Source organism: Streptomyces sp. NPDC002309 (assembly GCF_053593375.1).
This window is the reverse complement of sequence record NZ_JBSFCI010000004.1, coordinates 290,121-315,022: the sequence shown is the minus strand read 5'-3', so window position 1 is coordinate 315,022 and position 24,902 is coordinate 290,121. Positions and strand designations below refer to the sequence as shown.

Sequence of the window (24,902 nt, the reverse complement as noted above, 5' to 3'; positions counted from 1 at the left end):
GGCCGCATGATCCAGGAGGTGATCTTGCGGGGGCTGGGGATGTCGGCCCGCACCGGTTCGGCGGTGCCTGCGCGCAGGGCGGCGAGGTGTTTGCGGACGACCTGGCGGCTGCCGCGGTAGCCGCGGGCCTGGATCTCCAGGAACAGCCGGGTGCTGCTGACCTGGCCCTGCGCCTCGGTGAAGCGAGCGTTGATGGATGCCTTGAAGGGCTCCAGGACGCCGTTGGGCCGGCGGTCGCGGGCGGAGGCCAGCAGCTCGTGGAGGTCGGTGTCACGAAAGCGGCGCACGGTCTTGCGGCCGAGGTTCAGCCGACGGGCGATGGCGCTGATCGTCCAGCGTTTCTCCAGCAGGCGGTGGATGTCCTCGTAGCGGTGGCGGGTGCGTTCGATGATCTGGGTGCGGGGCAGTTCCGCGGGCGGTAACAGCATCGGGGGTGGCTCCGGCGCCTCGGTCGCCGTCTCCTCCTCGGCATGTTTGCGCAGGCAGTCGCGGTGCTGGTGACAGGTCTTCTCCACCGCGGCGGACAGGTTCTGCAACAGGTGCCAACGATCAGCGACTTCCAGGGCATGAGGGGCGGCTTCCTTGACCGCCTTGGTGTAGGCGGTGGCCCGGTCCCGGCAAATGATCTCGGCTCCAGGATGATCGGTGAGCCAGGTCGCGAACGTCTCGGAGGTGCGGTCGGGCAGTACGTCCACGACCCGGCCGGCCTCGACGTCGACCAGCACGGTGCCGTAGGTGCAGCCGCGGCGGAAGGCAAACTCGTCCACCCCCAGCACCCGCGGGGCACGGTCCGACACCGCTGGCGCCGTCAGCAGCCTGAGCAGCCGGGTTCGGCTCGCGGTCAGCCGCAGGCGTCGGCACAGCCGGGCGGCGGGACGGCCGCCGAGCTCGATCGCGATCGACCGCAGCCAGCCCACCAGCCCGGTACTCGACCGACGGTAGCGCGCGGACAGACCCGGCACCTGCTCGACGAACGTCTTACGGGAACAGCTCTTCCGGTCGCTGAAGTACCGGCGCACCCGCAGGCGGACGATGACTCGACGTGAGCCCAACGGCCGCTCATTCAGGGTGTGTTGATAGGTGCTGTGCACGCGGCGGGCCTGCTTGCGACAGTTTGGGCACCGGCCTGGACGGGCCGTCGACACCGCCTCGACCACCAGGATGCCGGAGGAGTCGCTCATCCCCTCCACCCGCACATCGATCCCGGGAAACAGCACATCCTCAACCGTCTTGCTCGCCACGGCAGGAAGTACGCTGCCGAAACGATCCCGCGTTCCTACTGCTGACCTGGGGATTCACGGAACTGCGGCCAGAGCCATTTTCAACGAGCGCCATCATCGCGTCGTGCGCGCGCCGCATGGGCCGGAAACCGTAGGAGATCGGCAGGAAGTCGGCCTCGAAGATTGGCTCCAGCACCAGCTTGAGGGCTGCCTGGACCACCCGGTCGGAGACGGTCGGGATGCCGAGCTTGCGCACCTTCCCGCTTCCGCCGGGCTTGGGGATCTTGCGTTCGCGCACCGGCAGCGGGCGGAACTCACCCGTCTTCAGTGCGCGTTGCAGTTGCAGGTCCTCCAGGTAGCCCGGGAGACCGAGTTCCCGCTCGACGTTGACGACCGTGGGGCCATCGACGCCCGGGGTCCGGGCTCCCTTGTTGCCCGCGACCCGTTCGAACGCCACGAGCAGCGTCGCCGGGTCGCATACGAGGTTGAACAGATCGTCGAACCTGCGGCCATGGGTCAGCCGCCGCCCAACGGTGAAGCTTGGTCTGCATCCCCGATACCTGCTGGTGAGACCCCCACGGGGCCTCGGGAGCACCACTGTTCAGCGGTGCGTCTATCGGCATTGCAGCCTCCTTCCCTTCTCGAAACCGCTGCCGCCCTTCCCCATGTGCCGGGCTCTCCCCGGCTCGGAGTACTACGGCGGCTCCGCCCCGTCCCGGTCCGAACGGCCGACGATGGACCCAGCCCTCCGCCCGAACTGGATGCGCGGCAGGAGGGCGGAACCGGGACGGTTCCCGTGTTCGCTCGTTGTTCGATCGTCGGAGTAGGAGCCCGGCTATGCCCCCGCGGCCTCGCCACGGCTACCCCGCAGCACTTCACCGTGGCCTCCCCGCGCGACCGAAATAGACCACCCGGAAAGTTCCCCGCCAGCCGAATATCCAGCAGGGACGCACCGCATCCAGCCCTCATCCACCAGGTTCGAGCTGGCGTGCCTTAAGGAGGCGTAGACGCCGGTTCCTCGCGTACTCCTCTCCGTCTCGCTTGCCGGACCCGCATCATCTGGCAGTACTGGCACGTCCCGGCTTTGTCGGGGCTGCTTCCCGCCCTCCCCGGCACCTCCCGGTTCAGGCTGCCCCCAACCGCCCTACTGCGACAGGACAGTGGTGGCGTCCTTTCACCGCCACTCGAACAACGAGCGCCTCACGGCGCACACTCGGGCAAGCACCCGAAGCACGGCACGAACGTCCAGGACCTCGCCGACCGGCCGGACGTCTCCTGCGGGCCTCACCCGCCCTTCCGGATTTGACGAACTACCGCTAATGGTCTGTCACTTGCGGCTCGAAAAGTGGCGGGAAATGCGCGTTGGATTTCGAGTGCGTTGCGAATCTTCTGTGATTTGATCAAAGCGACTCGACGTGAGCACGACAGACCACGCGCCCACGTCGTTCCGATCGATTCAGGGGACTCAACTTGCGCTTGAGAAGACTGCTGGCCACAGGAGTTGTGATGCTGGGACTGTTGGGCAGTTGCCTGACTACTGCTCATGCGTCCGAAACAACGGCCGCACGTGCCATGCCTGCACGGTTCGCTGATGAGGCTGAGGGGGATGACATACCGCGGCCGGAAGACCTGGACGACTCGTCGCAGGAGCTTGACGACGAGATCTCCCAGCCGGTGCCGGAGACGGAAGACGGGGCCCCGTTCGACATGGGAACCAGTCCGGGAGACGAAGGACCCGAGGAGGAAGGCCTCGAGAATCCCGACCCACTGGCGGGAGATCAGAGCCCCACCATTGCGTGCCGGGCGCAGCTTCTGATCGCCATGCGGGACGGCAGCGAAGAACCGATTACTTGTGCGACATGGGACAGCACGCCAAGTACGGCCCAGCCGCGCGCCTCTGCTGCCGCCTGGCCCACCCCGAAGTGGTGCGATGACCACGGAGTGAGCGGCAAGTGGTACGTAAACCGGTTCAAGGCGTGCGGCATCTTCTCTGCCACGGCCAGCATCATCAACCCGCGTACCGGCGCCGTCACCGGCACCCTGAACTACCTGGTGCGCGCCTACGCCTACAGTGGACGGGATGTTCCGAACTGGGCGTATCAGGTGGAACTGATGGAGGTCTCCAGCACAGGGACCGCCAAGGGCATGAGCGCGTCCGGCAAGGTGAAGTGCTCGGGCAAGTGCAAGGTGACCGAGAGTACCTTCCCTTCCCAGACGATGAGCCAGAGCAAGGACGCCGTCGGACAGTTCTTCCTGCAAACCACTATCAAGACCTCACCCAAGGGAAAGAAGGGGGAGGGTCAGGCTTCGGCGGCCTGGGTTTTCACCAAGGCCGGAGCCACCCCGAGCAACGAGATATCCCTACCGACGCCTCCCATCCGGTGCGACAACGCACTCCCCGGCACTTCTAAGCCTGGCTGCGTGATGCCGTATATCCCGGTGATGGTCTACGCGAAGGCCGGTGACTATCCGGAGCTGGCCAAGCACATCGAGGACGCGCAGAATACCCAGAATCTGCCCGGCAAGTACGGCACCACGCGTTACCTCACCCGACTGACGGACAAAGCCAAGATCAAGGAGAACCGGGACACGTCGTGCCCTTCCAGCCTGACGCGGCCGCCGGGCAAGCAGTGCGACGAGTATCCCTTCGCCTCGACCTGGCAGGGCGCCAAGACCGGCGGCAGCTACAGTCGGCGCATGATTGACGCGACACAGAACAGGGACGGCGGCCAGGCCCTGGGCCGTTTCTACTTGTATAGCCGCATTATCGAGAAAGACCGGTTCCTGATGCAGATCAAGTAGGGACACACCGTCAGGCAGGGGAATGCGGCATGAGCGATGAGGTCGAACGGGGTAGCGGACCTGTCCCGGTCCAGTACCACCAGTTCAACATAAGCGACGAGAACGGGCCCACCGGCCCCGACCTGGGCCATAAGCACAACGGACTCGTACAGGTCACCGACGGCATCACCGTCGTCCTCACCGGCATCCACACCGGCGACGTGCACGTCAGCATCACGCACTACGAGGCCGAACCGGCGCCGGACAACGGAGACTGGCAGGAGATCGTGGAGATCTCAGTACACTCCGCGTCGGGCGATCTCATGGTCCGCGGCCTGATGGACGACCTGGACGAAGAACTCCCCGTCCTGTCCTTCACCGGCCCCGGCAACTACCGGCTGCGTATTCACGCCCGTGGCCGGGACACCGCAATCGACCTTGCTCCCGATGAGGTTACCGAGTGGTACCTCATCCAGGCGTGGCCGGCACCCGCCGCAGCGGTGACGGTGCTCCGCCAGAGTGACGGCTACGGCGCGTCAGTACGCGCGCACTGAGAAGTTCCCCAATCTGCCCGTCCACCACGCGTGGGCGGGCAGATGCCCATACGGCAGGCACTCCATCAAGAGCTGACCGTTTGAGCGTGGACGACGCCCCCAGTGCGGGCGTCCTCACGGCCTGGACGCCGATGCCGAGGGGGACTGTAAAACGATCGGCTCTGGCCCGTAGTCGGTGGTGACGCCGGGTGTCTGTCAGGGCAGGAGGATGCGGTGCCGGAGAAGGTCGAATCCGGCGCGTCCGTGCATCTGTCTCATGATCCTCTTGGTGCGGGTGTTGACGCCCTCGGTGCGGCCGTTGTGGTAGGGCAAGGTGAGGCCGGCGTTGACGGCGGCCCGGTCGATTACGAGGCCGTTGGTGAGACTGCGCAGGTGGGGCAGGTCGACGGCGCGGGCGGTGGTGATCCAGTCGGTGAGTTTGACGTCGTTGCCCTCGGCCGGCTTCAGCAGGACGGCGAAGCCGCGTACGAGGTCGGTGAGCGCGGTCATCTCTGGGCAGGCCGCGGCGATCTTCTCCAGCAGGGTCGTTTCCTTCGGGCGCAGATTCTCGGGGTCGGTGAGTAGGAGACGGCTGGCGTGGCGCGGGGTGGTGACGGGGCGGTCGCCTTCGGCGCGGCCTTGGTTGAGGTAGCGGACCAGCAGGTTGGCGCTGCCGGTGTAGCCCAGTTCTCGGATCTCCCGCAGGAGGTGAGTGACGGGCACTGCGGGGTCGGCCCGGCGCCGTTCGCGGAGGTGGTCGCGGTAGGGGTCGACGAGGGTGGGCCGGTAGGTGGGGGCGATGCGCAGGGCCTGGGGTTCGGGTATGCGGGCGTAGCGTTTGACGGTGTTCAGGGACAGGGCCAGGCGGCGGGAGCAGTCGAGCAGGCCGACACCCTGGCCGAGCAGATCGTGGACCTTGTTCCAGCGTTCGCGGGTGGTCTGCTCGCGTACTCCTCCGGGGCGGGGCGGGTTGATGGTGGCCCAGCAGCCGGCGTGGGCACGGACCTTGAGCTGGACCTTGTCACAGAAATTCCGCCAGAGGTGCCATCGGTCGCTGACCTGCACCGCGTCGGGCAGAGCACGGCGGATGGCTTCGGCATAGGTGGCCGAGCCGTCCCGGCACACGACCTCGATCTCTGGGTTTCACGCAGCCAGGACTCCAGCGTCGCGGCCTCGCGGTCGGGCAGCACCGCGACACGCCTGCCGGTCTCGGCGTCGGTGATGATCGTGGCGTAGCGGTGGCGGCGGCGCAGGGCGAAATCGTCCACGCCGATCACCCGCGGGACCACCCGCTGCGGCAGCGGCAAGCGCCGCAGATGGCGCAGCGCGGTACTGCGGGAGACGGGGACGGCCAGCATGCCGGCCAGGCGTGCGGCCGCCCGGCCGCACAGCTCCCGCGCCACCTGGGATATCTGCCACGAAAGCCGCACCGTGCGGCGCTGATGACGCTCCAGCAGCCCGGGGATCTGCTCGCGGAAGGTCTGCCGCCCACATCCCAGGACAGGGCAGACCAGCCGTCGTACGCGCAGGCGCACGACGACCTGACGGGCGTCGACCGGCACGTCCGCCACGGTCCGGCCGTGGTACCCGTGCACCTTCGCCGTCGGCGTCCCGCACACCGGACACGGCACCGCGTCCTCCCGGGTGCGGGCCGTGACCACCACCGCGCCGCCACTGTCCGCCACGTCCTCGACGACCAGTACCGACAAGCCGGAAAACACCGTCGCCATAAGGGAGTTGATATCCATCACAAGATCATGATCGCTAGCTACCCGGCGTCACCACCGACTACGGGCCAGAGCCAAACGATCGGTGTAACTCCTGATCAAGGAAAATGCATCGATGACCAGCGACAACGTGACCGAGGCCGAGTCCGTAAAGGCCACTGAGCCGCAGTCGGCGAAGGTGGTGGACGACCAGCTCATCGACGAGTTGGTCGGTCGCGCCCAGGCCGAGGGCCTGCAGCTGACCGGCGAGGGCGGGCTGCTGCAACAGCTGACCAAGCGGCTCCTGGAATCCGCCCTCGAGGGCGAGATCACCGACCACCTCGGCTATGACAAGCCCGGGACGCCTGTCGGTGGCCGGACTGATTGCCATGCGGCCCGGCTCCCGCACCCGGCTGTGCCACCGCCTGCGCACCCACCCCGCAGGCAAAGGCAAGCGCCGCAGTATGAGCGAGCGCGACTTCATCATGCTGATCGACGGCGCCCACCACCTCGTCAAGACACCGATCGTGCTGGTCTGGGACCGCCTGAACACCCACGTCTCCCACGCCATGCGCCAGTTGATCGCCCAGCGTGAGTGGCTGACGGTGTTCCTGCTGCCCGCCTACGCGCCCGACCTCAACCCCGTGGAGTGGGTATGGGCGCACGTCAAACGCACCCTGGCCAACCTCGCGGTGGTCGCCATCGACCGGCTCGAAGCCTTGGTCCGCAACAGACTCAAACGCCTCCAGTACCGGCCCCACACTCTCGACGGCTTCATAGCCGGGACCGGCCTGCCCCTCGGCGATCCAGCCTCACCTTGACAAGCCGCAGTAGAGGTGAGGTGTTATCCCCGCAGCGCGACGACAAGTTCGTGGAACGTGACTCCGAGTCCTCCACAGGCCAGCCCGAGGCCGACGAGAGTCATCAGAGCCATCATGATCTGCATGTAGAGGGACAGGCGGGCGGCGGCGCGGCTGGGGTTGCGCGGGTCGTAGCTGAGCTCCAGTTGCTGTCCTCCCGCCGCTTCCCGGTAGTAGTGCAGTTCGCCGTTGAGGTCTGAGTACCGGTACACCTTTGCGTTGTTGGTGTAATGGTCGAGTTCGGCCAGCACCGTGATGCCGTGTTTGGGCAGCCGTCGGCCGTCGTACAGGCCCCGCCCCATGACAGCCACCAAGAACATCCCCACGGCGGTAAAGAGCTGCACGAACGGCAGGAAGACGGCGAATCCTGACTCGCCGAGTACCCCTACCGTCACATCGATCACTGCGAAGACCGTGATCACCGCTGAAATGGAGAGGACCCGTCGCGATGGTCGCCGGTGGCTTCGTGTGGAGGTGATGGTGACCAGGTCCTCGCCCTCGGGACGCGGATCCCCTGGGGCGCGTTCGGGCAGGTGGGCACGCACGGCGGCGCTGAACGCGGACACTGCGGCGGCGCTGGCGTCGTGCACCGCGTACACGGCAGCAGGATGGCCGGCCCGTGCCGTAGTCAGGACGGCTTCGACCGTGTGGTTCAGGCCGCGGACTTCCTCGATGGCCTGCAACGGGATCCGGACCGTACGTCCGTCCTGTTCCCACTGCACATGATCCGAGCCCTCTTCGAAGCGGGCTGTGGCATTGCGGCCACGCAGTACGAGTGAGGGCAGCGAAGGCGTCGTTGTCACGCCTGTAGGACACTCGCGAGCACCGCTCGGTTGCACGACGGTCGCGTCCCAGTCTCCAGGTGTCCACGATCAAGGGGAAGCTTCAGACGGCCTGATCTTCTGCTCAAGCAGCTCGGCTGCCTGGCTGATGGCGATTCGTGAAAGATTCAAATAACGCCATCATGGCCTCCGTACAGGGACTTCAAGAAGTTCACCCTAACGAGCCGAAGTCAGTAGTGAGCGTTTTAAGTGAGCGTTTGATTCTGTTATTGGATGGTCCATGGTGAATTGCAGGGACCAGATCGAGCACTCAGCGAAGCGATTCGCCGGAAACGCGGCTTCCGTGACACTCGGCAGAGCCGTAATACGCCGGTTTCCTTCCAAGAGCTCCTGTCTCGTTTAGAGACCTACCGGTTCACACCGAGTTGAGAACACACCCCCCGGTGCACCCGACACCTCCGCACACGCCCTGCCAAGGCCGACTGCCACCGCATACGCAGGCACCATGCAGTCCTCACGGCCCTACCCCAGCGACCTGTCCGACGCCCGCTGGGAACTCATCCGCCCCACCCTCGAAGCCTGGCGCCAAGCCCGCAACGGCATCCGCAAACCCACCCACGACCTGCGCGCCCTGATGAACGCCATCCTCTACGTCGACCGCACCGGCATCCCCTGGCGCTACCTGCCCCACGACTTCCCGCCCCACCAGACCGTCTACGGCTACTTCGCCCACTGGGAAGCCGACGGCATCTTCGACCAGCTCACCGGCCTGCTCCGCGGCAAAGTCCGCCAGGCCGAAGGCCGCACCAGCGAGCCCACCGCCTGCCTGATCGACAGCCAGAGCATCAAAACCTCCGCCACCGTCCACCTGACCAGCCAAGGCATCGACCCGGCCAAGAAAATCATCGGACGCAAGCGGCACATCGCCACCGACACCCTCGGCCTCCTCCTGGCCGTCGCCGTCACCGCCGCCAGCGTCCACGACTCCGCCGCCGGCACCCACCTTCTCGCCAGCATCGCCGCACGTCACCCGACCATCAGCAAAGCCTGGGCCGACAACGGCTACAAAACCCAAGCCGTCGAACACGCCGCCCGCCTCGGCATCAACCTCGAGATCGTCCAACGCGACCCCACCACCCGCGGCTTCCACGTCCAACCCCGCCGCTGGGTCATCGAACGCACCCTCGGCTGGCTCATGCACCACCGCCGCCTGGCCCGCGACTACGAAACCCACCCCCACCGATCAGCCGCCATGATCCAGCTCGCCGCCATCAACCTCATGACCCGCCGCCTCACACACGAAGCCACCCCCAACTGGCGCGACAGCTAAGCCCCAAACAAAACAGACAAGCAAGAATCAAACGCTCACTAAGCCGGTCGCGGGTCCATCTCTCGCAGCATGCACTGATACAGGGGCGCGCCTTCCCATGGGTGTGAGATGCCGACCGGGCGGTATCCCCAGGTGACGTATGCGGCCCGGGCAGGCGCGGCTTCTGGTTCCGGGCGCACCGTGAGTGTTGCCCGCTGCGCGCTGATGCCGTCCAACAGTTGGGTGTGCAGAGTTTCAGCGATGCCCCGGCGGCGCCAGGCCTTGCGGACGGCCAATTCGAGGATTACGAAAGTCCGCCGGCCGTCCTCCCAGGTTTCGGTGTCCGGCAGCGTGACGTCCTGGAGGTTCTTCCACCAGCGGGATTTTGGGGCGAGGTAGTAGCCGTAGGAGAACCCGACCACGTTCGAGCCCTCGGTGGCGAGGATGAGGCGCATGCCGGGACGCTGGGTGTGTACTTGGTAGTGGTCGATGAACTCGGCCACATCGCGCGGTCCCTCGTTGTAGGGCGGCTCGGCGTAGACCTCTTCGTAGGCGGCGAGGAATGCGTCCAGGTGGCGGGCGGCTTCCTGGCCTTCGTGGCGCGTGTAGGTGATCCCGGTCATGCGGCGGCCCCCCGTTCGTGTACGTACTCGCGCAGTTCCTGGGCGGCGTCCTGGGTGGCCGTGGCGTCGGTGTTGTCCAGGAGGGTGACGACCTCGGTGAGGCGGCGGATTACGCGGCCGGACTCTACCTCCTCCAGGTGGGCGAGGCTCTCCACGGCGTTGGCGGCTCCCTCGTCGGCTTCCCCGGCCTTGATGAGGCTGCGGGCGAGGGTGAGTCGGTACAGGGCGCGGTTGCGGCCGTAGGTGCGGTCCTGGTGGTCGAGGGCGGCGCGCAGGAAGGAGACGGCGCGGCCGTGGTGGCCGCTGTCGTAGAAGAACAGCCCTTGTGCGTAGTCCAGTTCTGCGGCGCTGTGGAAGGCCGCCCATTCTGGGGCAGGCCGTCCTCGTCCGGGGCCCTCGACCAGGCGCAGTGCGTCCACGAGGCAGCGGCTGGCGGCGGTCTTGTCCTGCATGAGGGACAGGGCCCGGGCCTCGCGTGTGGCGAGCAGGGACTGCAGGACGGGTGATCCGAAGCGGGTGGCGCGTTGCTGCGCGGCGCGGGCGAGGTCGTACCCGTCGCGCGGACGACCTTCGTAGCTCGCCTGCATGCTCAGGCCGGCGAGCACGAGGATTTCCAGGGAGCTGTCCCGGAGCAGGGTTGCCGTGGTCAGTGCCTCGCCCCAGTAGGCGCGTGCCTGGCCCTGGTCGTCGGCGTCGTAGTAGAGCCAAGCGCAGTGCTCGGCGGTCTCGCCGACGAGGAGTTGCAGTTGCCTGCCGATGGTCTCCGGGTACTTTGCCGTGTTGATGACGCGGCGGACGCGGCGCAGGTGGCGGACGGCGAGGCTGCGGACGTCGCCGCCGCCGTAGGCATTGTCGAGGTGGTACAGGGAGCGGAGGCCTTCGCGGAGTTCCACCAGGTGGGCGGTGCCGACGGCGCCCAGATTGCCGGAGGGAGTGGTCCGGGCATGGTGGGCGGGGAGACCGGCCGAGGCGGCGGCGCCGATCGAGTCAAGCATGAACGCCCGTCGTTCCACGCTGGTGCCTTCCTGTGCGAGGAGTGGTGCACTCCCCACGGTCGCACCAGGCGGCGGGTTGGTGAAACCCAGCTCCAGGGGGTCTACGCCCAACAGCGTGTGGAGGATGCGCCAGGCGCGTGCGCGTGGTGTAGGCGGTGGTACCTGCCGCCACCAACGCCGGACATGACGCGGTGTCACCGTGGCGGGCTCGCCGAGTAACGCGGCGGTTCCCTCGAAAGCGCGGAGGAATTTGGTCGGGGTGTCCAGGCCCTGCGCGATACAAGCCCGTTCAAAGAGGGTCATCTCGTCGGCCATGACGTACCTCCGGTGTGCGCCTGTCTACCGACCGTAGCGGTTCAGAGGGCGTGGAATGTCCGCTCGCTTGAAATGTCCGCCCAAAGGTCCGCCCGGAGGTCCCCGCTGGGTCGATGAAAGGGCGTTGTCTCTAAGCACGGACACGGGAGGAGCCTGAAGCGTGAACAGCAGCAGTCGCCCTTGCGCCACCGAGGACCGCGTGAGGTCGTCCTGGCGGCCGGTAGCCAGTTCGACCGGTCACCCCGCCTATAGCGGAGTCTTCGAGCGGGAAAGGCAGTCCGCCGGCGACGCACGCGAGATGGTGCGTCTGGTGCTGGACGTGTGGCACCTGTCGGCGCTGTCCGACGGTCTGGCCCTCATCGTGACGGAGCTGGTGGCCAATGCGTGCGAGCACGCCCGCGGCTCGGTCGTCCGCGTCACCCTGACCCGCACCGGCCGCTCGTGCGTGCGCGTCGCCGTGACGGACAAGAGCCGTCAGCACCCCACCCGGATGCAGGTGGGGCCGCTGGCCGAACGGGGCCGCGGGATGAACCTCGTCGTCGGCGTCGCCGCACGGTGGGGCGTCACCCCGTACCAGTGGGGCAAGAGTATCTGGGCCGAGGTGGAGGTTCCGTGACCCCGACCCTGGCTGTCCGACCGGTCTACCTGCCCAGCTCCGCACCCGTGGATGTCGCCACCGTCGACGGGAGTTGGAACGCCGTCACGATGCCCTGCGACTGGGGCAGCCTGGTCTGGGACGTCGTCGCGGAGCGGTCCGGGCCCGTCATGGAAGACCTGATCGATAACCAGTTGCTGTGGGTGATTCCGCCGGGCGGAGCGGACTGCTGGCCGGGACGCCACAGCCGCGGGCGTGCAGGTCCACCGTGAGGGCACCGAGCTCACGGTGTGCGGGTTGGACGGGTACCGGAGCCTGATGCGATGGCGGCGTGTGCCGACCGATCTTCTGTGGTACACCGACCCACGCATCCTGCGGCTGGGCCTGGAGTGGGTCATCGGCCCTCTCGACGAGCCCCGCGCCCATGCAGGTGTGCATCTCCTGCGGGGTGCCCACCCGGCGCGGGCGCCTGCTGGCTCGGCACCGTGGTGATGCCGGTCCCGGCTGGGAGGTACACGCGTGCCGTGACTGCTGGCGGGGGATTGTCCGCGGCGGCCCGAGTCGTGACCTACGCGTGGTCAGGAAGGGCACCCAGTGAACACCCGTGCCCACGTGGTCCTGTGCCTGGTGACCTGCGCGGCGCTGCTACTGGGCGCCATCACCTGACCCACCAGACACCCGCCCCGGGCCGGTCGCGGCGACAAGATCGGCTCCCCACGCCCGGACCTTCCCCCGTGTGGTCCCCGGCCTGGGGCGGGCCAGCGTTCCGGCCGGCCCTCCGTGGGGGAGTGACGGCGGCCGGGACACCGGTCCCGGCCGCTACCGAGAGTGCGGCCGGGACCGAACTCAGCTGCATCCACGACCGAACGCTGGAGCCCGCATGCCTGAACTGATCGCCAGCCCGTTCCTTGAGCATCACGTGCTGGTGCGACCGGGAAGCCGGGGTGGCGCCCTCCTGCCGGAGGCCCGCTACGAGGAGCTGCGCGCCCTCGACCCATCCGAACCCGCCCCACCCTGGCTCGCCGAGGCAGTCCGCGAACTGTGGGACGACCTGGACGTCACCGGCATGATCCTCGCCGACTTCCTGCTCGTCCGCCGGCCGTCCACATGGGGGTACGGCAAGGCGAGCTATGAACTCAACCTCGGCTGCAACTACGACTGCAAGCACTGTTACCTGGGGCTCAAGGTGCAGTCGGGAATGCCGTGGGAGGACAAGCGGCGCTGCCTCGACATCCTGGGCGAGGCCGGCGTGCTGTTCCTCCAGATGACCGGCGGCGAGCCCACCATCGACCGAGACTTCATGCGCGCCTACCGGCACGCCTGGCAGCTCGGCATGATGATCACCGTCTCGACCAACGGCTCGCTGCTGTGGCGTGAGAACCTGCTCCGCCTCTTCAGGGAGTGCCCGCCGTACCGAGTGACGGTCTCCATGTACGGCGCGACCAAGGCCAGTTACGACGAGCTCACGCAGCGCACCGGAGCCTGGGACCAGTTCGTCCAAGGGATGAACGCCGCCCGGCACGCCCGCCTGCCCCTCCGGATGAGCATCGTCGTCACCGACGACAACGGCCACGAGGAACAGGCGATGGTCGACCTGTGCAAGGACTGGGGCGTCGAGTACGAGGTTTTCACGAACATGACGCCCACCATCTACGGGGGCGGCGAGGTGCTCACCGCTCAGTCCAAGGAGCACCTGAGGCTGCGCAAGCCGTTCACCGGATGCAACGCCGGACACACCTTCTTCCACATGGACCCGCACGGCCTGGTGTCCATCTGCAAGATCGGCCGCGACGACCAGATCAGCCTCCCCCACGAGGGGATTCAGGGCCTTGCCCGTCTCGGAGCGATCGCGGACCGCCTCATGCTTCGCACCGGAGGCTGCTCAGGCTGCACGCTCTCCGGTTCCTGCCGCGTGTGCAGGCCCCTGGCCAAGCACTACCAGGAGGCGAAGGCCCCGCTGGCGGCTTACTGCCAGCACGGACCGAAGAAAGCAGGCTGAAAGATGACCGCTGTAGCAGTCGAGATCTCGCCGAGGCGCCCGCTGCCGGATAACGGCCCGGACCGTGACCTGCCGTACTTCACGCGGCCGGTGCTGCCTGCCGCCGAGCCGGTGACCCAGGTCCTCTCCGTCGCCGACATGGACACCGTCATGGACAGCGCCAAGTGCTCCTGCGCTGCCGGTGACGACAACCCCCACTAGGACAGCCGGCACCTGAGCCGGTCACGACACGCAGGCCCTGGCGTCTCAACGCGCCGGGGCCTGCGGCCGCGAAAGGAGACGACTAGCGTGCGGGCCATGCGCTTCCGATGGGGCTGGATCGAACCTGTGATGCCCGTGCCGTACGTACCGACCCTCGGCCCGCACCGCCCGGATGATCCCCTTCCGGAACTGTTCCAGGCCGTCGTGGAGACGGCGGGCACCGGGCGCTTCCTGCCCTACGACAAGGACCGCCGTTGGTCGGACACCAAGACCGAGCACGTCCTGGTCGACGCCATCGAGCACGACCGGGAGCTGACCCTGATCCCCACGCTCGTCGACCGTGGCGCCGGCACCGTGAAGGTCCACGTGTACGGCGCTGCCCCGGGCGGCCTGTCGGCCGGCGCCGACCTGGCCCGGAAACTCGCGCCGCTCCACGGCGCCGGCACGGCGCAGGTCGTGTGGTTCCTCGCGCCCGACCAGCCTGAGGAGTACGCGCGGGGAGTGGGGACCCGGGTCCAGCTCAAGGAGTTCGCCGGCGGGCCCGGAGGGGCAGCGACCGTACCGGTCCACGAGGCGCAGAAGCTCGGCGAGAACGTCGGCTTCGAAGCCTTCGCCCGGGAGATGGCCGCCGACGGCTTCGCCTTCCTCCACGAGCAGATGCAGGCCGGGACCGTCGGCCCCGTTCTGACTGTGCTGCACGAGGGGCGTGTTGCCGGCGCCATCGGCCCCATGGAGACCTTGGCCGACGCCAGCGGAGCCTTGCGCCTGCTGCCGCAGTACTTTGGCGTCCTGCCGCACTGCCGGGGCCACGGCTACGGCCGGGCCCTGTGGCGTGCGGCAATGCATTGGGGATGCCAGCAGGGCGCCGCCTATCAGTTGCTCCAGACCGAAGTTGGCGGAGCCTCAGATCGGCTGTGCGCGGCCGAGGGCCTGGCGTCGCTGGGGTACGTCAATCAGAAGGCCGTGTGACGTGCTCCCCGGAAGTGGCCGCGGTAGTACGTATGTGCGACCACATGCGTGTGCGGGGCTCGGGTAGGCGGACACTTGCCGTCCGACCCGCGGCTTCTGCACGCGATTGCCGAGGGCAAGCCGTTTTCGCCGAAGTCGGCTTCGCTCGGCCGGAGGAATGCGCCGAACGGCTCGCTCGGTAGGAAGATCATCCTTTGCGCCAGCCATCGCTGCCATGCCGAAGTCGAGCAGTTGGCGGCACGTCGAGGTGCACCGCAGTCGTGGCCACGAACCGGCCATCCCTGCTGCCTGCAGCGCAGCGCTGACAACATCGGTGGAGCAATTGTCAAGGCGGTTCCGTGTCAGGCATAGCTACGGACGCGGCACTGAGCGATTCCTGGCCCTTGGGGCCTGGCTTGTTGATGCGGCGAATGTGACCGGTCGGTCAGCGCAGCCCCGCGAACACCACGGCTGCCGCCGTGCCTCCCAGGATGGTGCCCACGATCACCTGTGCCGTCGTGTGGTCGCGGAGGGAGACCCGCGACCAGCCGACGGCGGCGACGCCGAGGAAGAGGAGGGCGGCCCACCAGCCGTAGGCGACCGTGATGACGACGGCGACGCCGGAGGCGACGGCGGTGTGGACGCTGACCTTCCACCAGACGGTGACCGCCATGGTCAGCACCAGGCCGGCGATCATGGCGGCGACCAGGGCGACGACCTCGCGGGGTGCGTCGAACGCCAGGAGCAGGCCCGTGCCGACGAGGACGGAACCGAGGGTGACGAAGAGCGGTATCCACCGCTGGGAGCGGACCTTGAGGTGCTTGTCCGTCCAGCGGCCCCGGCGGACGCCGACGACGATATAGGCGATTGGCAGGCCGCCGCAGAAGGCGCCGGCCAGCAGGCCCCAGCCCGCACCCGCGAGCGAGTTGGTGGAGTGCCAGCCGATGACCAGCAGGACGCCGATGACCAGGTTGGCGGGTGCCAGGACCTCGGTGATGAGGCGGGCGGAGCGCCGCTCGGCGGGAGCGGCGGCAGTGAGGGGAAGCTGGGTCGTGGTCATGCCGGTGTCTCCTCAAGGTGAGCGCGGAGGAAGTCCTGGGTGGCGCGGGAGCGGTAGGCGGTGCTGAGGGTGGTGAGGGCGCGGATCTCGGTGGCCAGGTCTCGGCCTCCGCTGGCGGGAGGCATGGGTTCGCCGGAGCCGGTGGCCGTGCCGCGGAGCCGTTCCTCGCGGGCGACGGCGAGCCAGCAGGCCTCGGCGGTGATGTCGGCGTGGGCGCCGATGAAGCCGAGAGATGTGGCGTGGTCGTAGGCGCGTCCGCGCAGTTCTGCCGGTGCGTGGTCGGCGAGGGTGAGGATCGAGTCGCGGATCTCGATGGTGCGCCGGTAGAGCCGGTCGTGGGTCCGCAGTGCATTGGTGGCGTCGGCAGCGCGGCTCGGCGGTGTGTCGAGCCGGGTCTCCGGGACGGCGTCGGTGAGAGTGCGCCACAGGGGGTAGAGCCTGACGAGCTGCCAGTGGGCTCGGATGCGGGCGAGGGCGCGTGGGGCGGCGGGGAGGGTGGTGCCCAGCAGGATCAGCAGCAGGGCCAGGTAGAGCAGGCCCGTGCTGAGTGTGTGGTTGACCTGTTCGCTGAGTGGGCTGCTGCCGATGTATTCGATGAACAGCACTGCGATGCGGTGCAGGGCGTACACGAGGCCGACGGCGGTACCGCTGCCGATGAGGATCAGTCCCCGGCCGACGAGTCCGCTGTCGGGGCGGCGTCCCCAGCGGAAGCAGAGCTGCGTGGCGCTCAGTAGGGCGGTGCCGAGGTATGAGGTCCATACGGTGCCGTACGCGAGGATCGTGGCGTGGTCGGCGTAGTCCGCCAGGAGATCCTCAGCCTCGTGAGGCTGGGGTGTGGCGAAGAAGCAGGCGGCCAGTAGGACGATCGTGACGGCGGGCACGGCCTTGTGCAGCCTGGACACGCGCATCCTGGTCTTCGACTCGGCCATGTCGGCGACGAAGGTGAGGACCGACGCTGCCGCGACGGTCGCGCAGATGTGCTTGATCAGGAATGACACGTTGGTGACGTGCAGGTACTCGTCCACTGCTGATGCGATGGCGACCGGCCGGACCGTCAAGGCCACGGCGAGTGCCGCGAAGGCCAGCCAGAGACTGAAACGACCGGGTCTCCGAAAGGCGGAGCGGGCGCGCCAGAGGGTGACGGCCCAGAGCAGGACAGCGGGTATCGCGTCGATCATGTGTGGGGGAGTCTCAGGAGTCGCTGAGCGCGGCATTGAGCCTGCGCAAGGTGCTGGGGGTGGTTCGGTCGTCGTTTCCACGCAGAGCGGCACGGGTCGCGATGAGGCCGGCGAGTGTTTCCGCGCTCCGCTCCTCCTCGGTCTCGTAGCTCGTGCGGCCGAGGACACCTGTCACGAGGTCGGGGTCCAGGTGGTGGAAGGCGCGGCCGAGGGTTTGGCGAGGGGTGTGCCCGAGGAGCATGTGGCTCACCTCGTGGAGCACGATGTGATCACGGTGGAGTGGACTGGTCGCCTCCTCCACGAGGATGTGGTCCGCCTTCTCCGTCGCGAGCCAGGCTCCGCAGGGCAGTTCTTCACCTGTGATCGCCGGGACCGTGTGCAAGTGGATAGGACGGCCGCGCTTATGGGAAACGCGGGCGATCAGTTCCTCGATCTTGAAGGGATCTGGAAGGTCGAGATCGTCCAGGACGGATTCGAGCCGGATTCCCGGACCTTGAGCAGGCCCCGAACGACCGGACTTCATCTGCCCTCCGAATCCGACACTTCTCGAACGCGCGACTCAGTGCCGCGATGCCGTGGCGAGTATATGGATCATTTCCGGCCGCACATCTGGAGGGCTCTCGACTGCGACGGCTGTATGCGGACAATCATGCACAAATAAGGCGTCAAGTCCTTGCTGATGGGGCTCAGTCCGCATCGTCGTGATGTTTGCCACTGGAATTGGTGTCGATGATCGAGTCCCCGTCGGGGATCTCGAGGCCCTCGAGTTCGCGGGCGCGCTCGATGAATTCGGAAATGATCTTGAGGCTCTTGTCGGAGAGCCCGGATGCGCGTAGAGCCACTGATCTCACGCCTGCATCGCGCATGGCCGCAAGTGCGTCCAGTTCGGCGGCGATCTTCTCCGATTCGTCGTCGTCGAAGAAGTAAGCGGGCTTCACCCCGAAGAAGGCGGAGAGGGCCTCGAGGTGGCGCTTGGTCGGATTGTCCTTGGCGCCGGTCCTCAGTTGCCAGATGTAGCTCGCGGAGATGGTCGGGCCGCCCTGTCGGCGGATGCCCGACGCCACTTCCTCGTAGCTGTACGGGCCGCGCCCCTTCGGGTGGACTGTGGTGAACAGCCTGTCCAGGCGACCGGCGAGCGTGGCCCCGCCGCCCGCCTGCGTCGCAGCTGGGTTGTTCTCGTGGTCCATCGTGGCCGTCCTTCGGTCGCGTCACTTCCACTGGGGTGAATGGCTTCCCGATCTTCATTTTCGCTGGTTGACAGGATCGCCCCATCTCAGTCTAGTGTGATCATCGTGCCATCCACCCACGAAAACGGTTCATGACCGGGTGGGGCCAAACGACGATGCCCAGGAGCGGCAACTCCTGGGCATCCGTCGGACGCTCTCACCGAGGGCGCCCAATGATCCCGGGGCCGCGTGGCCAGCTTGCAGGCGACAACCACGCAGCCCCGTCCATGAGGACGGAGTATCACATGCGCCCACCCAGCAGGGGAATCTCGGCAGCCTCGACGCGGGGCCGCTGCCAGCGGCTCCAGTGTCGACGAGCTCGCCGGGAGAGCTGATGGCCCGCATCCGGACGGTCAAGCCCGACCTGTTCGTCAACGAACGGGTCGCGGCCTGCTCGGTCACCGCGGTCGTCACCTACATAGGCCTGTTCACTCACTCCGACGACCACGGTCGGCACCGGGACAACCCGGCAATCATCGCCGGCCTGCTGTGGCCGCTGCGCGCCGAGCACACTCCCGTACACGTGGAGGACGACCTCCAGCAGCTCGCCGACGCAGGATTGATCTGTCGGTACACCGGCTGCGACGGCAAGCGCTACCTCCACATCAGCGGCTGGCACGAGCACCAGAAGATCGACCGACCCAGCCAGTCCCGGCTCCCGGTCTGCGCCACCCACCACAGCGACAAGAGGTGCGGTCCGTGCAAGGGAGTCTGTGCTGAAGCCGAGGCGATCACTCGCGCAGCACTCGACGAGCCCTCGGCGAACGCTCACCGAGCCGTCGACCCACGCCCCGCACAGCCCCCGATTCCGCACGTCGACCGCACAACGCCCCCGGGCGGCGGCGACAACCCGCAGGACGACATCAGCGGGACGGCCGCCCCGAAGGGAGGGGAACCCACAGGTCAAGTGGGGTTCGTCGAGGCTTCGACGAACCTCCCGCGAAACCGCGTCGGAGCCTCGACGTCCGGATCCAGGATCATGGATCCTGGATCGTCTTCACCTACGGGGCGCACAGCACCCGACGGCACGGTCACCGCCGGGAACCTCCTTGCCGAGTACGTGGGCTCCTGCACACAACGACCGCCTGGGGACGTCCTCGGACACCTCGGCCGCCTGCTGAAGAAGCTGCTCGCCGAAGGCATCGACGCGGACCACATCCGCGCCGGCCTCGCCCGCTACGCCGAGATCCAGGGACATCCCTCCCGGCTGCCGAGCCTGGTCAACGACGCCATGAACGCCCGCATCCCCGCCCAGTCCGCATCCCGGCCCGGCGCGACGCACCGAGCATGGACCAACCCGGTCGACCCGGCCGCCGCCTACGCGGAGGAGCTGTGATCAGCACCGAGCCTCAACTCCTCGGCGCCGGAGCCCTCCAGCGCCTGCGGCGGATCCTCACCGCCCGAGGCATGAACCCACAGCACCTCCCCGACGCCCCGGACGATGACCAGCCCTACACACCGCTGGGCCAGCTGGACGCCCGGATGCCCCCGCGCTACCGAACCGCCCGCGCCGACCACCCCGACGTACTGGCCTGGACCCGCGACGTGATCGCCCGCGCCGAGGCACCCAACCCCGGCGCGCGACCGCAGATCACCACCGGCACCAGCCTGCTCCTCGCTGGCGTCACTGGCGCGGGCAAGACCCACCAGGTGTACGGCGCGGTCCGAACCCTCGTCGAAGCAGGCATCGCAGTCAGGTGGCGGGCGACCACGGCCGCCGACCTCTACGCCGACCTGCGCCCACGGCCCGGACACGACACCGAACGCCAACTCGAGACGGTCAGCCGCTACCCGCTGCTCATCCTGGACGACTTTGGCGCGGCCAAGACATCCGAATGGGTCGAGGAGATCACCTACCGGCTCATCAACCGTCGCTACAACCTGATGCTCCCCACACTGATCACCACCAACCTCGCCATGCGTGACCTCCGCGAACACCTCGGAGACCGCGTCGCCTCCCGGCTCGCCGAGATGACCACCCGCGTTACCTTCGAGCCCGTCGACCGCAGACGCCAGCCTTACGCCGCCTGACCCGCAACAGGCCGCCACGCCGAGCCGCGCTCCAGCGCGCCGCCCCATGTACTTCCCGACCCGGCAACACCTCTCCGCCGACGCCTACCGAGTGCGGAGAGCGATCGGAGCAACCGCATGACCCCCACGACGATCAGCCCTGCCCACCACCGGTCACTCGGCGACCACACCTGGCAGGACCAGGCCGTCTGCCACAGCACGGAGCACAACCCGGTGGACCCCGAAATCTTCTTCCCAGAGCCCGACGAGACCCCCAAGATCACCACAGCGAAATCACTGTGCGGCCAGTGCCCAGTCCGCCGCACCTGCCTGGACGCCGCCCTCGAAGGCGGCGACACCCACGGCATCCGTGGAGGAATGACGGAGGAGGAGCGCGCACCACTGCACGAGAAGCTCGCCAGCCGCCTCGACTACAGCCGCGTCAACGCCACCATCTCCGGGCGCGACGTCCACCTCACCAAGGCCGAGCGCCGCGCGGTCGTACGCGCCGCCTACCAGCACGGCGTGTCCGAAGAACGCCTGGCCTGGCTCCTGAAGGTGACCGAGGAACACGCCCAGAAGCTGTACCGCGAGACCCGCCGAGCCCTTCGCAACCGAGACCTGAAGAGGTCCCCGCTGCCCATGGCGCACTCTGAGACCGACAGCGAGCGCTTCGGCCGCGACGACTTCGGGACGGTCGCGTGACCAGCGCGAGCTCGCCCAAGAAGGCGCACATCACCGGATGGGACCGCGCAGTCGTCATCGCCCTCGGCGGCGCGGGATGCGCCCTGAGCTACGACGCCCTGCAGCAGATGGCCGTCGCCATCCACGTCCGCGGTCTCCTGACCTACCTCTTCCCGCTGGTGATCGACGGGTTCATCGCCTACGGCATCCGGGCCCTGCTGGTCCTGCGCCACGCGCCCCTGCGCGCCCGGCTCTACGTCTGGACGCTCTTCGGCACGGCCACCGCCGCCAGCATCTGGGCCAACGCATTGCACGCGGTCCGGCTCAACGAAGAGAACACACCGGCCACCGGGCTGCGGCTCGGAGACACGGTCGTCGCGGTGCTGTCCACCATCGCCCCGCTGGCCCTGGCCGGGGCGGTGCACCTGTACATCCTCATCGCCCGGGGGCCGGTCAAGGACAGTGACCGAAGTGACCGCGATGACCTCGGTCAGGCCGGTCATCCCGGTCGGTCCGAGGGCATCCCGGTCACTCGGACCGACCGGGCCGGACAGCAGCAGCCGCGACTCGGTCAGGTCAGTGCCGGACAGCCGGTCACCGCCCTGACCGACCGGTCCCACCCGTCCCTGCGCAAGCAGGCTCTGGATGCCCGGAGACCGACCGGGGACAGCGCCCCGGCGGACAGAGGCAGTCCGGACACCAATCACCGGGACAGGGAGGCTGATGACCTGGGCGGACAGCCGGACACCACTCGGGCGGTCAGCGACCGGCAGACCGTCACCGAGACGGTCTCCGGTCACTCGGCCAACCTCCGGCCGGTCATCGACCGGCCGGTCACTCCGCCACTGGTCGCTGACCGCGCCCCCCGGACAGCCGGTGGCCGGCGAACTGACCTGGACACCGAGGAACTGCTCGAGATCGCCCGGTCAGCGGTCACGGCCAAGGACAAATTGACCCGCAAGGTGGTCGCCCAGGCAATCCGCGGTCAGCAGATCCCGCTGTCCAGCGACACGCTGACCGCCCTGATGGTCCAGCTCCGCCAGCAGCACGGACAGTCGGTCACCACTCCCCGGAACTGACCGCACATCCCACGGGTCGGGTGACTGAGCCGAACACCTCGGCCGGCCACCCGCCCCGCACGCCCCCACGACCTCCTCCCATGAACCGGAGAGCACCGCCATGCGCACGAAACCCGCGACACCCGCCGAGGTGGACACCTGGTTGACCGTCCTGTACCAGCGCGGCCACCTTCACCACGCCGAATCCGGTCCCGACAGCACCTGGACCGTGCAACGATGCCGACACAGCTGCCCATGGACCCTGCACCACCCGGTTCTCGCCATGGACTGGATCGAGAACATCGTCCGCGATGTCCACCAGCAGGACGCAGAGACGGGCCGGTGACTGCCAACGACGCAGCGGCCACCACGTCCGGACCTCAACGTGACCCCAACACGGACCCAGGCGGAGCAAGCTATCGCGTACGACGGTCCTACGGCCCGTCGTACGCACTTGCCCCCGCCCGGGAGAGCGGGGGAAGTCCGGTTGGTCCCCGAGCGAGGACGCACGGGGACCAACCGGACTCCCAGCACCAGGGGGCGCCGGTCGCAGGGGGAGAAGCAGATCGCCACGACCAGCGCGAGCAGCCGAGCCCGAGCACGCCCCCTTTTCCCAACCGCAAACCGCGCCGACGCACCCGCAACCCAAGCGAACGCACTTGCAAGACGACCATCCGCCTCTCCGATACCGAGAAGACCGAGATTGCCGCCGCCGCAACGCGGCGCGGCGTCACTGTCGCCCGATTTCTCGCCGCCGCCAGCCTTGCCGCCGCCCGCGGTTCGACCACCCTGCACACCAACGAACAACTCGACACAGCCATCGACGAACTCGCCGCCCTGCGCACCGCCCTGGCCCGGATCGGCAACAACATCAACCAGATCGCCTACGTCCACAATGCCGGCGGACAGCCCCGCCCCGGCGAACTCGACCACGCACTCAGCCTTTTGATCCAGTCCCTCGGCCGCCTCGACGACACGGCGAACGACCTGGTGACCAGGAGGCTGTGATGGTTCCTGACATCGGACGGGGCTCTCGCACGCACGGACTCCTGGTCTACCTCTACGGCCCAGGCAAGCGCGAGGAGCACACTGACGCGCACCTCGTCGGCTCCTGGGACGGCTTCGCCCCCGACCCCGGCCGCGACAGCAGCCCCGACACCGACCCGAAAGTCACCCTCGCCCGCCTCACTGCCGCGCTCGACCTCCGGGTTAAGCAGGCTGGCGACCGAGCGCCCGCCAAGCACGTCTGGCACTGCTCGGTCCGCACCGCCCCCGGTGACCGGCGGCTCTCCGATGAGGAGTGGAACGCCGTCGCCCAGCGCATCCTCCAAGCCACCGGCATCGCCCCCGACGGTGATCCCGACGGCTGCCGATGGATCGCTGTCCGCCACGCAGAAGACCACATCCACATCGTCGCCACCTTGGTCCGAGGCGACCTCCGCAACCCGCGCCTCAACTACGACTTCAACAAAGCCCAGGCCGAATGCCGGCGCATCGAGGGCGAGATGGGACTGCGCCGCCTCAACGCCGGCGATGGCACCGCAGCGAAAAGCCCCACCAGCGCCGAGAAGTTCAAGGCGGAACGCACCGGCCGCCCCGAGACCCCCCGCGAGACGCTCCGCGAAGCTGTCCGCCGAGCCCTCGCCGGAGCGGACGAGGAGCAGGAGTTTTTCACTCGGCTGCGAGAGGCAGGCCTGCGCGTGAAGACGCGGACCGCTCCGTCCGGCGACGCGCTCGGCTACAGCGTGGCCCTGCCCGGCGACCGGAACCGCCACGGCGACCCGGTCTGGTACTCCGGCTCCAAGCTGGCCCCCGACCTCTCCCTGCCGCAGGTCCGCCTCCGGCTGGCAGACGGTACCGCCGAGCGGGCAACGCCCTCGGCCACCGGCGGCCGTGCGGACTGGTCTCCACCCGCCCGAGAACGCCGTAGCGCCACCGGCATCGCCGAACGCGCCGCCGTCCTCCTGGACCGCGACGACGATGGCGAAGCCGCCGCTCAACTCGTCGGCATCGGAGAACTCCTGGACGCGGTCGCCCAGACCTCCCCAGCCGCCACCCGCGCCGAGCTGGCCGCCGCCGCCCGCGCCTTCGAGCGGGCAACCCGCAGCCACGTCCGCGCCGAACGCGCCGACACCCGGGCTCTCCGCTCGGCCGCCCGGGGCATCGTCCAGGCCGGCGGCGCGCTCGGCCGGGGCGAGGACGGCGGCACCACCGCCATGCTCGTCTCCACCCTCGTCCTGGTCACCCTCGCCGCCGCCCGCTGGCACTCCGCCCGCGGACACGCCCAGCAAGCCCACGCCTCCCGCCAGGCCGCCGAGCACCTGCGCACCGCCTACCGCCAGGCCGCCGCCACCCCGATGCGGGTGCTGCACGACCAAGGCCGTGCCCTCCCCGAGGTCGAACGCCGTACGCACGAGGCCACCCTCCGCGCCGTTCTGCCAGGGCGCGGCGTACGAGCGGATGGCATGGTGACGAGGGCCGATGCCTTGGTCGCCACCCTCGCCCAGGTCGAGCAGGCGGGCCACGACCCCGAGGCCCTCCTGCAGCAGGCCATCGACATGCGCGAACTCGACACCGCCGAGGACGTTAACGACGTGCTGGTCTGGCGTCTTCGCCGCATCGCCCAGCTCCCCGGGCACCCGGGCGAAGCTCCACGTGGCCCGCAGGCTGGCACCCGCCAGAAGAAGCCCTCGGCCAGCCGTACCAGCGAACGAAATGCATACGCAGCGGTACCGCGCCCTGCCGTTTCCGACCCGCGCAGCCGACCCCCACGCCGCTGATTAGCGCGTCCGCAGGGCGGCCCACTAGCCGACCGAACT

At 68.3% G+C, this 24,902-nt stretch carries 24 protein-coding genes and 4 pseudogenes; 18 read left to right on the top strand and 10 right to left on the bottom strand.

Going from position 1 to position 24,902, the window contains the following annotated elements:
* A partial coding sequence (locus tag ACWCPM_RS06085) for an ISL3 family transposase (protein WP_450974922.1) occupies window positions 1-1,181 on the bottom strand: 1,181 nt, incomplete at its 3' end.
* A 154-nt stretch (window positions 1,182-1,335) separates the two neighbouring features.
* Window positions 1,336-1,843, bottom strand: a pseudogene (locus ACWCPM_RS06080) (group II intron reverse transcriptase/maturase); the annotation flags it as partial.
* A gap of 883 nt (window positions 1,844-2,726) precedes the next feature.
* Between ACWCPM_RS06080 and ACWCPM_RS06075 the strand changes: the two are divergent.
* Both ACWCPM_RS06075 and ACWCPM_RS06070 read left to right on the top strand, forming a co-directional pair.
* The gene (locus ACWCPM_RS06075; RefSeq protein ID WP_450974914.1) at window positions 2,727-4,022 is read left to right on the top strand and encodes a NucA/NucB deoxyribonuclease domain-containing protein; all 1,296 of its coding nucleotides are present in this window, start codon (window positions 2,727-2,729) and stop codon (window positions 4,020-4,022) included.
* A gap of 29 nt (window positions 4,023-4,051) precedes the next feature.
* Window positions 4,052-4,555 carry a hypothetical protein gene (locus ACWCPM_RS06070; RefSeq protein ID WP_450974913.1) on the top strand — a complete coding sequence of 168 codons (504 nt, stop codon included), beginning with the start codon at window positions 4,052-4,054 and terminating at the stop codon, window positions 4,553-4,555.
* Between the two features lie 195 nt (window positions 4,556-4,750).
* Here the strand turns inward: ACWCPM_RS06070 and ACWCPM_RS06065 are convergent.
* A pseudogene (locus ACWCPM_RS06065) lies at window positions 4,751-6,282 on the bottom strand (ISL3 family transposase).
* Between the two features lie 94 nt (window positions 6,283-6,376).
* On the opposite strand from ACWCPM_RS06065, the pseudogene ACWCPM_RS06060 reads away from it, so the two are divergent.
* Together ACWCPM_RS06060 and ACWCPM_RS06055 are read left to right on the top strand one after the other, a co-directional pair.
* A pseudogene (locus ACWCPM_RS06060) lies at window positions 6,377-6,613 on the top strand (IS256 family transposase); the annotation flags it as partial.
* Window positions 6,600-7,061: pseudogene (locus tag ACWCPM_RS06055) on the top strand (transposase); the annotation flags it as partial. The pseudogenes ACWCPM_RS06060 and ACWCPM_RS06055, both read left to right, overlap by 14 nt.
* Window positions 7,062-7,084: 23 nt before the next feature.
* Here ACWCPM_RS06055 and ACWCPM_RS06050 read toward each other — a convergent pair.
* Window positions 7,085-7,783, bottom strand: a complete 699-nt coding sequence (locus tag ACWCPM_RS06050) for a hypothetical protein (protein WP_450974912.1) — start codon at window positions 7,781-7,783, stop codon at window positions 7,085-7,087.
* Between the two features lie 604 nt (window positions 7,784-8,387).
* On the opposite strand from ACWCPM_RS06050, the gene ACWCPM_RS06045 reads away from it, so the two are divergent.
* Complete coding sequence (locus ACWCPM_RS06045) at window positions 8,388-9,212, top strand: IS5 family transposase (protein ID WP_450974911.1); 825 nt, start codon at window positions 8,388-8,390, stop codon at window positions 9,210-9,212.
* 38 nt (window positions 9,213-9,250) lie between these two features.
* Here the strand turns inward: ACWCPM_RS06045 and ACWCPM_RS06040 are convergent, their stop codons facing one another.
* On the bottom strand, window positions 9,251-9,814 hold the full coding sequence (locus ACWCPM_RS06040; RefSeq protein WP_450974910.1) for an N-acetyltransferase family protein: 564 nt from the start codon (window positions 9,812-9,814) through the stop codon (window positions 9,251-9,253).
* The gene (locus ACWCPM_RS06035) at window positions 9,811-10,809 is read right to left on the bottom strand and encodes a hypothetical protein (protein WP_450974909.1); all 999 of its coding nucleotides are present in this window, start codon (window positions 10,807-10,809) and stop codon (window positions 9,811-9,813) included. The genes ACWCPM_RS06040 and ACWCPM_RS06035 overlap by 4 nt, the downstream gene beginning before the upstream one ends.
* 475 nt (window positions 10,810-11,284) lie before the next feature.
* Between ACWCPM_RS06035 and ACWCPM_RS06030 the strand changes: the two genes are divergently transcribed.
* From ACWCPM_RS06030 to ACWCPM_RS06005, 6 genes are all read left to right on the top strand, one after another.
* Window positions 11,285-11,740, top strand: coding sequence for an ATP-binding protein (locus ACWCPM_RS06030; RefSeq protein ID WP_450974908.1), 456 nt, complete (start codon window positions 11,285-11,287; stop codon window positions 11,738-11,740).
* Window positions 11,737-11,991, top strand: coding sequence for a hypothetical protein (locus ACWCPM_RS06025; protein ID WP_450974907.1), 255 nt, complete (start codon window positions 11,737-11,739; stop codon window positions 11,989-11,991). Before ACWCPM_RS06030 ends, ACWCPM_RS06025 begins: the two co-directional genes overlap by 4 nt.
* 61 nt (window positions 11,992-12,052) lie before the next feature.
* On the top strand, window positions 12,053-12,211 hold the full coding sequence (locus tag ACWCPM_RS06020) for a hypothetical protein (protein ID WP_450974906.1): 159 nt from the start codon (window positions 12,053-12,055) through the stop codon (window positions 12,209-12,211).
* Window positions 12,212-12,599: 388 nt separating this feature from the next.
* On the top strand, window positions 12,600-13,718 hold the full coding sequence (locus ACWCPM_RS06015; RefSeq protein WP_450974905.1) for a radical SAM protein: 1,119 nt from the start codon (window positions 12,600-12,602) through the stop codon (window positions 13,716-13,718).
* A gap of 3 nt (window positions 13,719-13,721) precedes the next feature.
* Window positions 13,722-13,919 (top strand): hypothetical protein, encoded by a 198-nt coding sequence (locus ACWCPM_RS06010; protein ID WP_450974904.1) that lies wholly within the window; start codon window positions 13,722-13,724, stop codon window positions 13,917-13,919.
* A gap of 96 nt (window positions 13,920-14,015) precedes the next feature.
* A complete protein-coding gene (locus tag ACWCPM_RS06005) occupies window positions 14,016-14,888 on the top strand; it encodes a GNAT family N-acetyltransferase (protein WP_450974903.1) in 873 nt (290 codons plus the stop codon).
* A 424-nt stretch (window positions 14,889-15,312) separates the two neighbouring features.
* On the opposite strand, the gene ACWCPM_RS06000 is transcribed toward ACWCPM_RS06005, so the two are convergent.
* From ACWCPM_RS06000 to ACWCPM_RS05985, 4 genes are all read right to left on the bottom strand, one after another.
* Complete coding sequence (locus ACWCPM_RS06000) at window positions 15,313-15,927, bottom strand: hypothetical protein (RefSeq protein ID WP_450974902.1); 615 nt, start codon at window positions 15,925-15,927, stop codon at window positions 15,313-15,315.
* On the bottom strand, window positions 15,924-17,105 hold the full coding sequence (locus tag ACWCPM_RS05995; protein WP_450974901.1) for an MAB_1171c family putative transporter: 1,182 nt from the start codon (window positions 17,103-17,105) through the stop codon (window positions 15,924-15,926). Before ACWCPM_RS05995 ends, ACWCPM_RS06000 begins: the two co-directional genes overlap by 4 nt.
* Window positions 17,106-17,118: 13 nt before the next feature.
* Complete coding sequence (locus tag ACWCPM_RS05990) at window positions 17,119-17,628, bottom strand: hypothetical protein (protein WP_450974900.1); 510 nt, start codon at window positions 17,626-17,628, stop codon at window positions 17,119-17,121.
* Between the two features lie 163 nt (window positions 17,629-17,791).
* Complete coding sequence (locus tag ACWCPM_RS05985; RefSeq protein ID WP_450974899.1) at window positions 17,792-18,292, bottom strand: helix-turn-helix domain-containing protein; 501 nt, start codon at window positions 18,290-18,292, stop codon at window positions 17,792-17,794.
* 373 nt (window positions 18,293-18,665) lie between these two features.
* On the opposite strand from ACWCPM_RS05985, the gene ACWCPM_RS05980 reads away from it, so the two are divergent.
* The 7 genes from ACWCPM_RS05980 (at window position 18,666) to ACWCPM_RS05950 (ending at window position 24,863) form a co-directional block, all read left to right on the top strand.
* Window positions 18,666-19,667 (top strand): hypothetical protein, encoded by a 1,002-nt coding sequence (locus ACWCPM_RS05980; RefSeq protein ID WP_450974898.1) that lies wholly within the window; start codon window positions 18,666-18,668, stop codon window positions 19,665-19,667.
* Window positions 19,619-20,362 (top strand): ATP-binding protein, encoded by a 744-nt coding sequence (locus ACWCPM_RS05975; protein ID WP_450974897.1) that lies wholly within the window; start codon window positions 19,619-19,621, stop codon window positions 20,360-20,362. The genes ACWCPM_RS05980 and ACWCPM_RS05975 overlap by 49 nt, the downstream gene beginning before the upstream one ends.
* Before the next feature lie 117 nt (window positions 20,363-20,479).
* Window positions 20,480-21,046 (top strand): WhiB family transcriptional regulator, encoded by a 567-nt coding sequence (locus tag ACWCPM_RS05970; protein WP_450974896.1) that lies wholly within the window; start codon window positions 20,480-20,482, stop codon window positions 21,044-21,046.
* Window positions 21,043-22,104, top strand: coding sequence for a DUF2637 domain-containing protein (locus ACWCPM_RS05965; RefSeq protein ID WP_450974895.1), 1,062 nt, complete (start codon window positions 21,043-21,045; stop codon window positions 22,102-22,104). The genes ACWCPM_RS05970 and ACWCPM_RS05965 overlap by 4 nt, the downstream gene beginning before the upstream one ends.
* 100 nt (window positions 22,105-22,204) lie before the next feature.
* On the top strand, window positions 22,205-22,429 hold the full coding sequence (locus ACWCPM_RS05960) for a hypothetical protein (RefSeq protein ID WP_450974894.1): 225 nt from the start codon (window positions 22,205-22,207) through the stop codon (window positions 22,427-22,429).
* On the top strand, window positions 22,426-23,091 hold the full coding sequence (locus tag ACWCPM_RS05955; RefSeq protein WP_450974893.1) for a plasmid mobilization protein: 666 nt from the start codon (window positions 22,426-22,428) through the stop codon (window positions 23,089-23,091). Before ACWCPM_RS05960 ends, ACWCPM_RS05955 begins: the two co-directional genes overlap by 4 nt.
* Window positions 23,091-24,863 (top strand): relaxase/mobilization nuclease domain-containing protein, encoded by a 1,773-nt coding sequence (locus ACWCPM_RS05950; RefSeq protein WP_450974892.1) that lies wholly within the window; start codon window positions 23,091-23,093, stop codon window positions 24,861-24,863. Before ACWCPM_RS05955 ends, ACWCPM_RS05950 begins: the two co-directional genes overlap by 1 nt.
* Window positions 24,864-24,902 lie beyond the last annotated feature (39 nt).

Bases quoted from the DNA above. Each gene is read 5' to 3' on its own strand.
- ACWCPM_RS06075 (WP_450974914.1), top strand. From the start codon at position 2,727: ATGCTGGGACTGTTGGGCAGTTGCCTGACTACTGCTCATGCGTCCGAA.
- ACWCPM_RS06070 (WP_450974913.1), top strand. From the start codon at position 4,052: ATGAGCGATGAGGTCGAACGGGGTAGCGGACCTGTCCCGGTCCAGTAC.
- ACWCPM_RS06045 (WP_450974911.1), top strand. From the start codon at position 8,388: ATGCAGTCCTCACGGCCCTACCCCAGCGACCTGTCCGACGCCCGCTGG.
- ACWCPM_RS06040 (WP_450974910.1), bottom strand. From the start codon at position 9,814: ATGACCGGGATCACCTACACGCGCCACGAAGGCCAGGAAGCCGCCCGC.
- ACWCPM_RS06035 (WP_450974909.1), bottom strand. From the start codon at position 10,809: ATGCTTGACTCGATCGGCGCCGCCGCCTCGGCCGGTCTCCCCGCCCAC.
- ACWCPM_RS06015 (WP_450974905.1), top strand. From the start codon at position 12,600: ATGCCTGAACTGATCGCCAGCCCGTTCCTTGAGCATCACGTGCTGGTG.
- ACWCPM_RS06010 (WP_450974904.1), top strand. From the start codon at position 13,722: ATGACCGCTGTAGCAGTCGAGATCTCGCCGAGGCGCCCGCTGCCGGAT.
- ACWCPM_RS06005 (WP_450974903.1), top strand. From the start codon at position 14,016: ATGCGCTTCCGATGGGGCTGGATCGAACCTGTGATGCCCGTGCCGTAC.
- ACWCPM_RS06000 (WP_450974902.1), bottom strand. From the start codon at position 15,927: ATGACCACGACCCAGCTTCCCCTCACTGCCGCCGCTCCCGCCGAGCGG.
- ACWCPM_RS05995 (WP_450974901.1), bottom strand. From the start codon at position 17,105: ATGATCGACGCGATACCCGCTGTCCTGCTCTGGGCCGTCACCCTCTGG.
- ACWCPM_RS05990 (WP_450974900.1), bottom strand. From the start codon at position 17,628: ATGAAGTCCGGTCGTTCGGGGCCTGCTCAAGGTCCGGGAATCCGGCTC.
- ACWCPM_RS05985 (WP_450974899.1), bottom strand. From the start codon at position 18,292: ATGGACCACGAGAACAACCCAGCTGCGACGCAGGCGGGCGGCGGGGCC.
- ACWCPM_RS05980 (WP_450974898.1), top strand. From the start codon at position 18,666: ATGGCCCGCATCCGGACGGTCAAGCCCGACCTGTTCGTCAACGAACGG.
- ACWCPM_RS05975 (WP_450974897.1), top strand. From the start codon at position 19,619: ATGGACCAACCCGGTCGACCCGGCCGCCGCCTACGCGGAGGAGCTGTG.
- ACWCPM_RS05970 (WP_450974896.1), top strand. From the start codon at position 20,480: ATGACCCCCACGACGATCAGCCCTGCCCACCACCGGTCACTCGGCGAC.
- ACWCPM_RS05960 (WP_450974894.1), top strand. From the start codon at position 22,205: ATGCGCACGAAACCCGCGACACCCGCCGAGGTGGACACCTGGTTGACC.
- ACWCPM_RS05950 (WP_450974892.1), top strand. From the start codon at position 23,091: ATGGTTCCTGACATCGGACGGGGCTCTCGCACGCACGGACTCCTGGTC.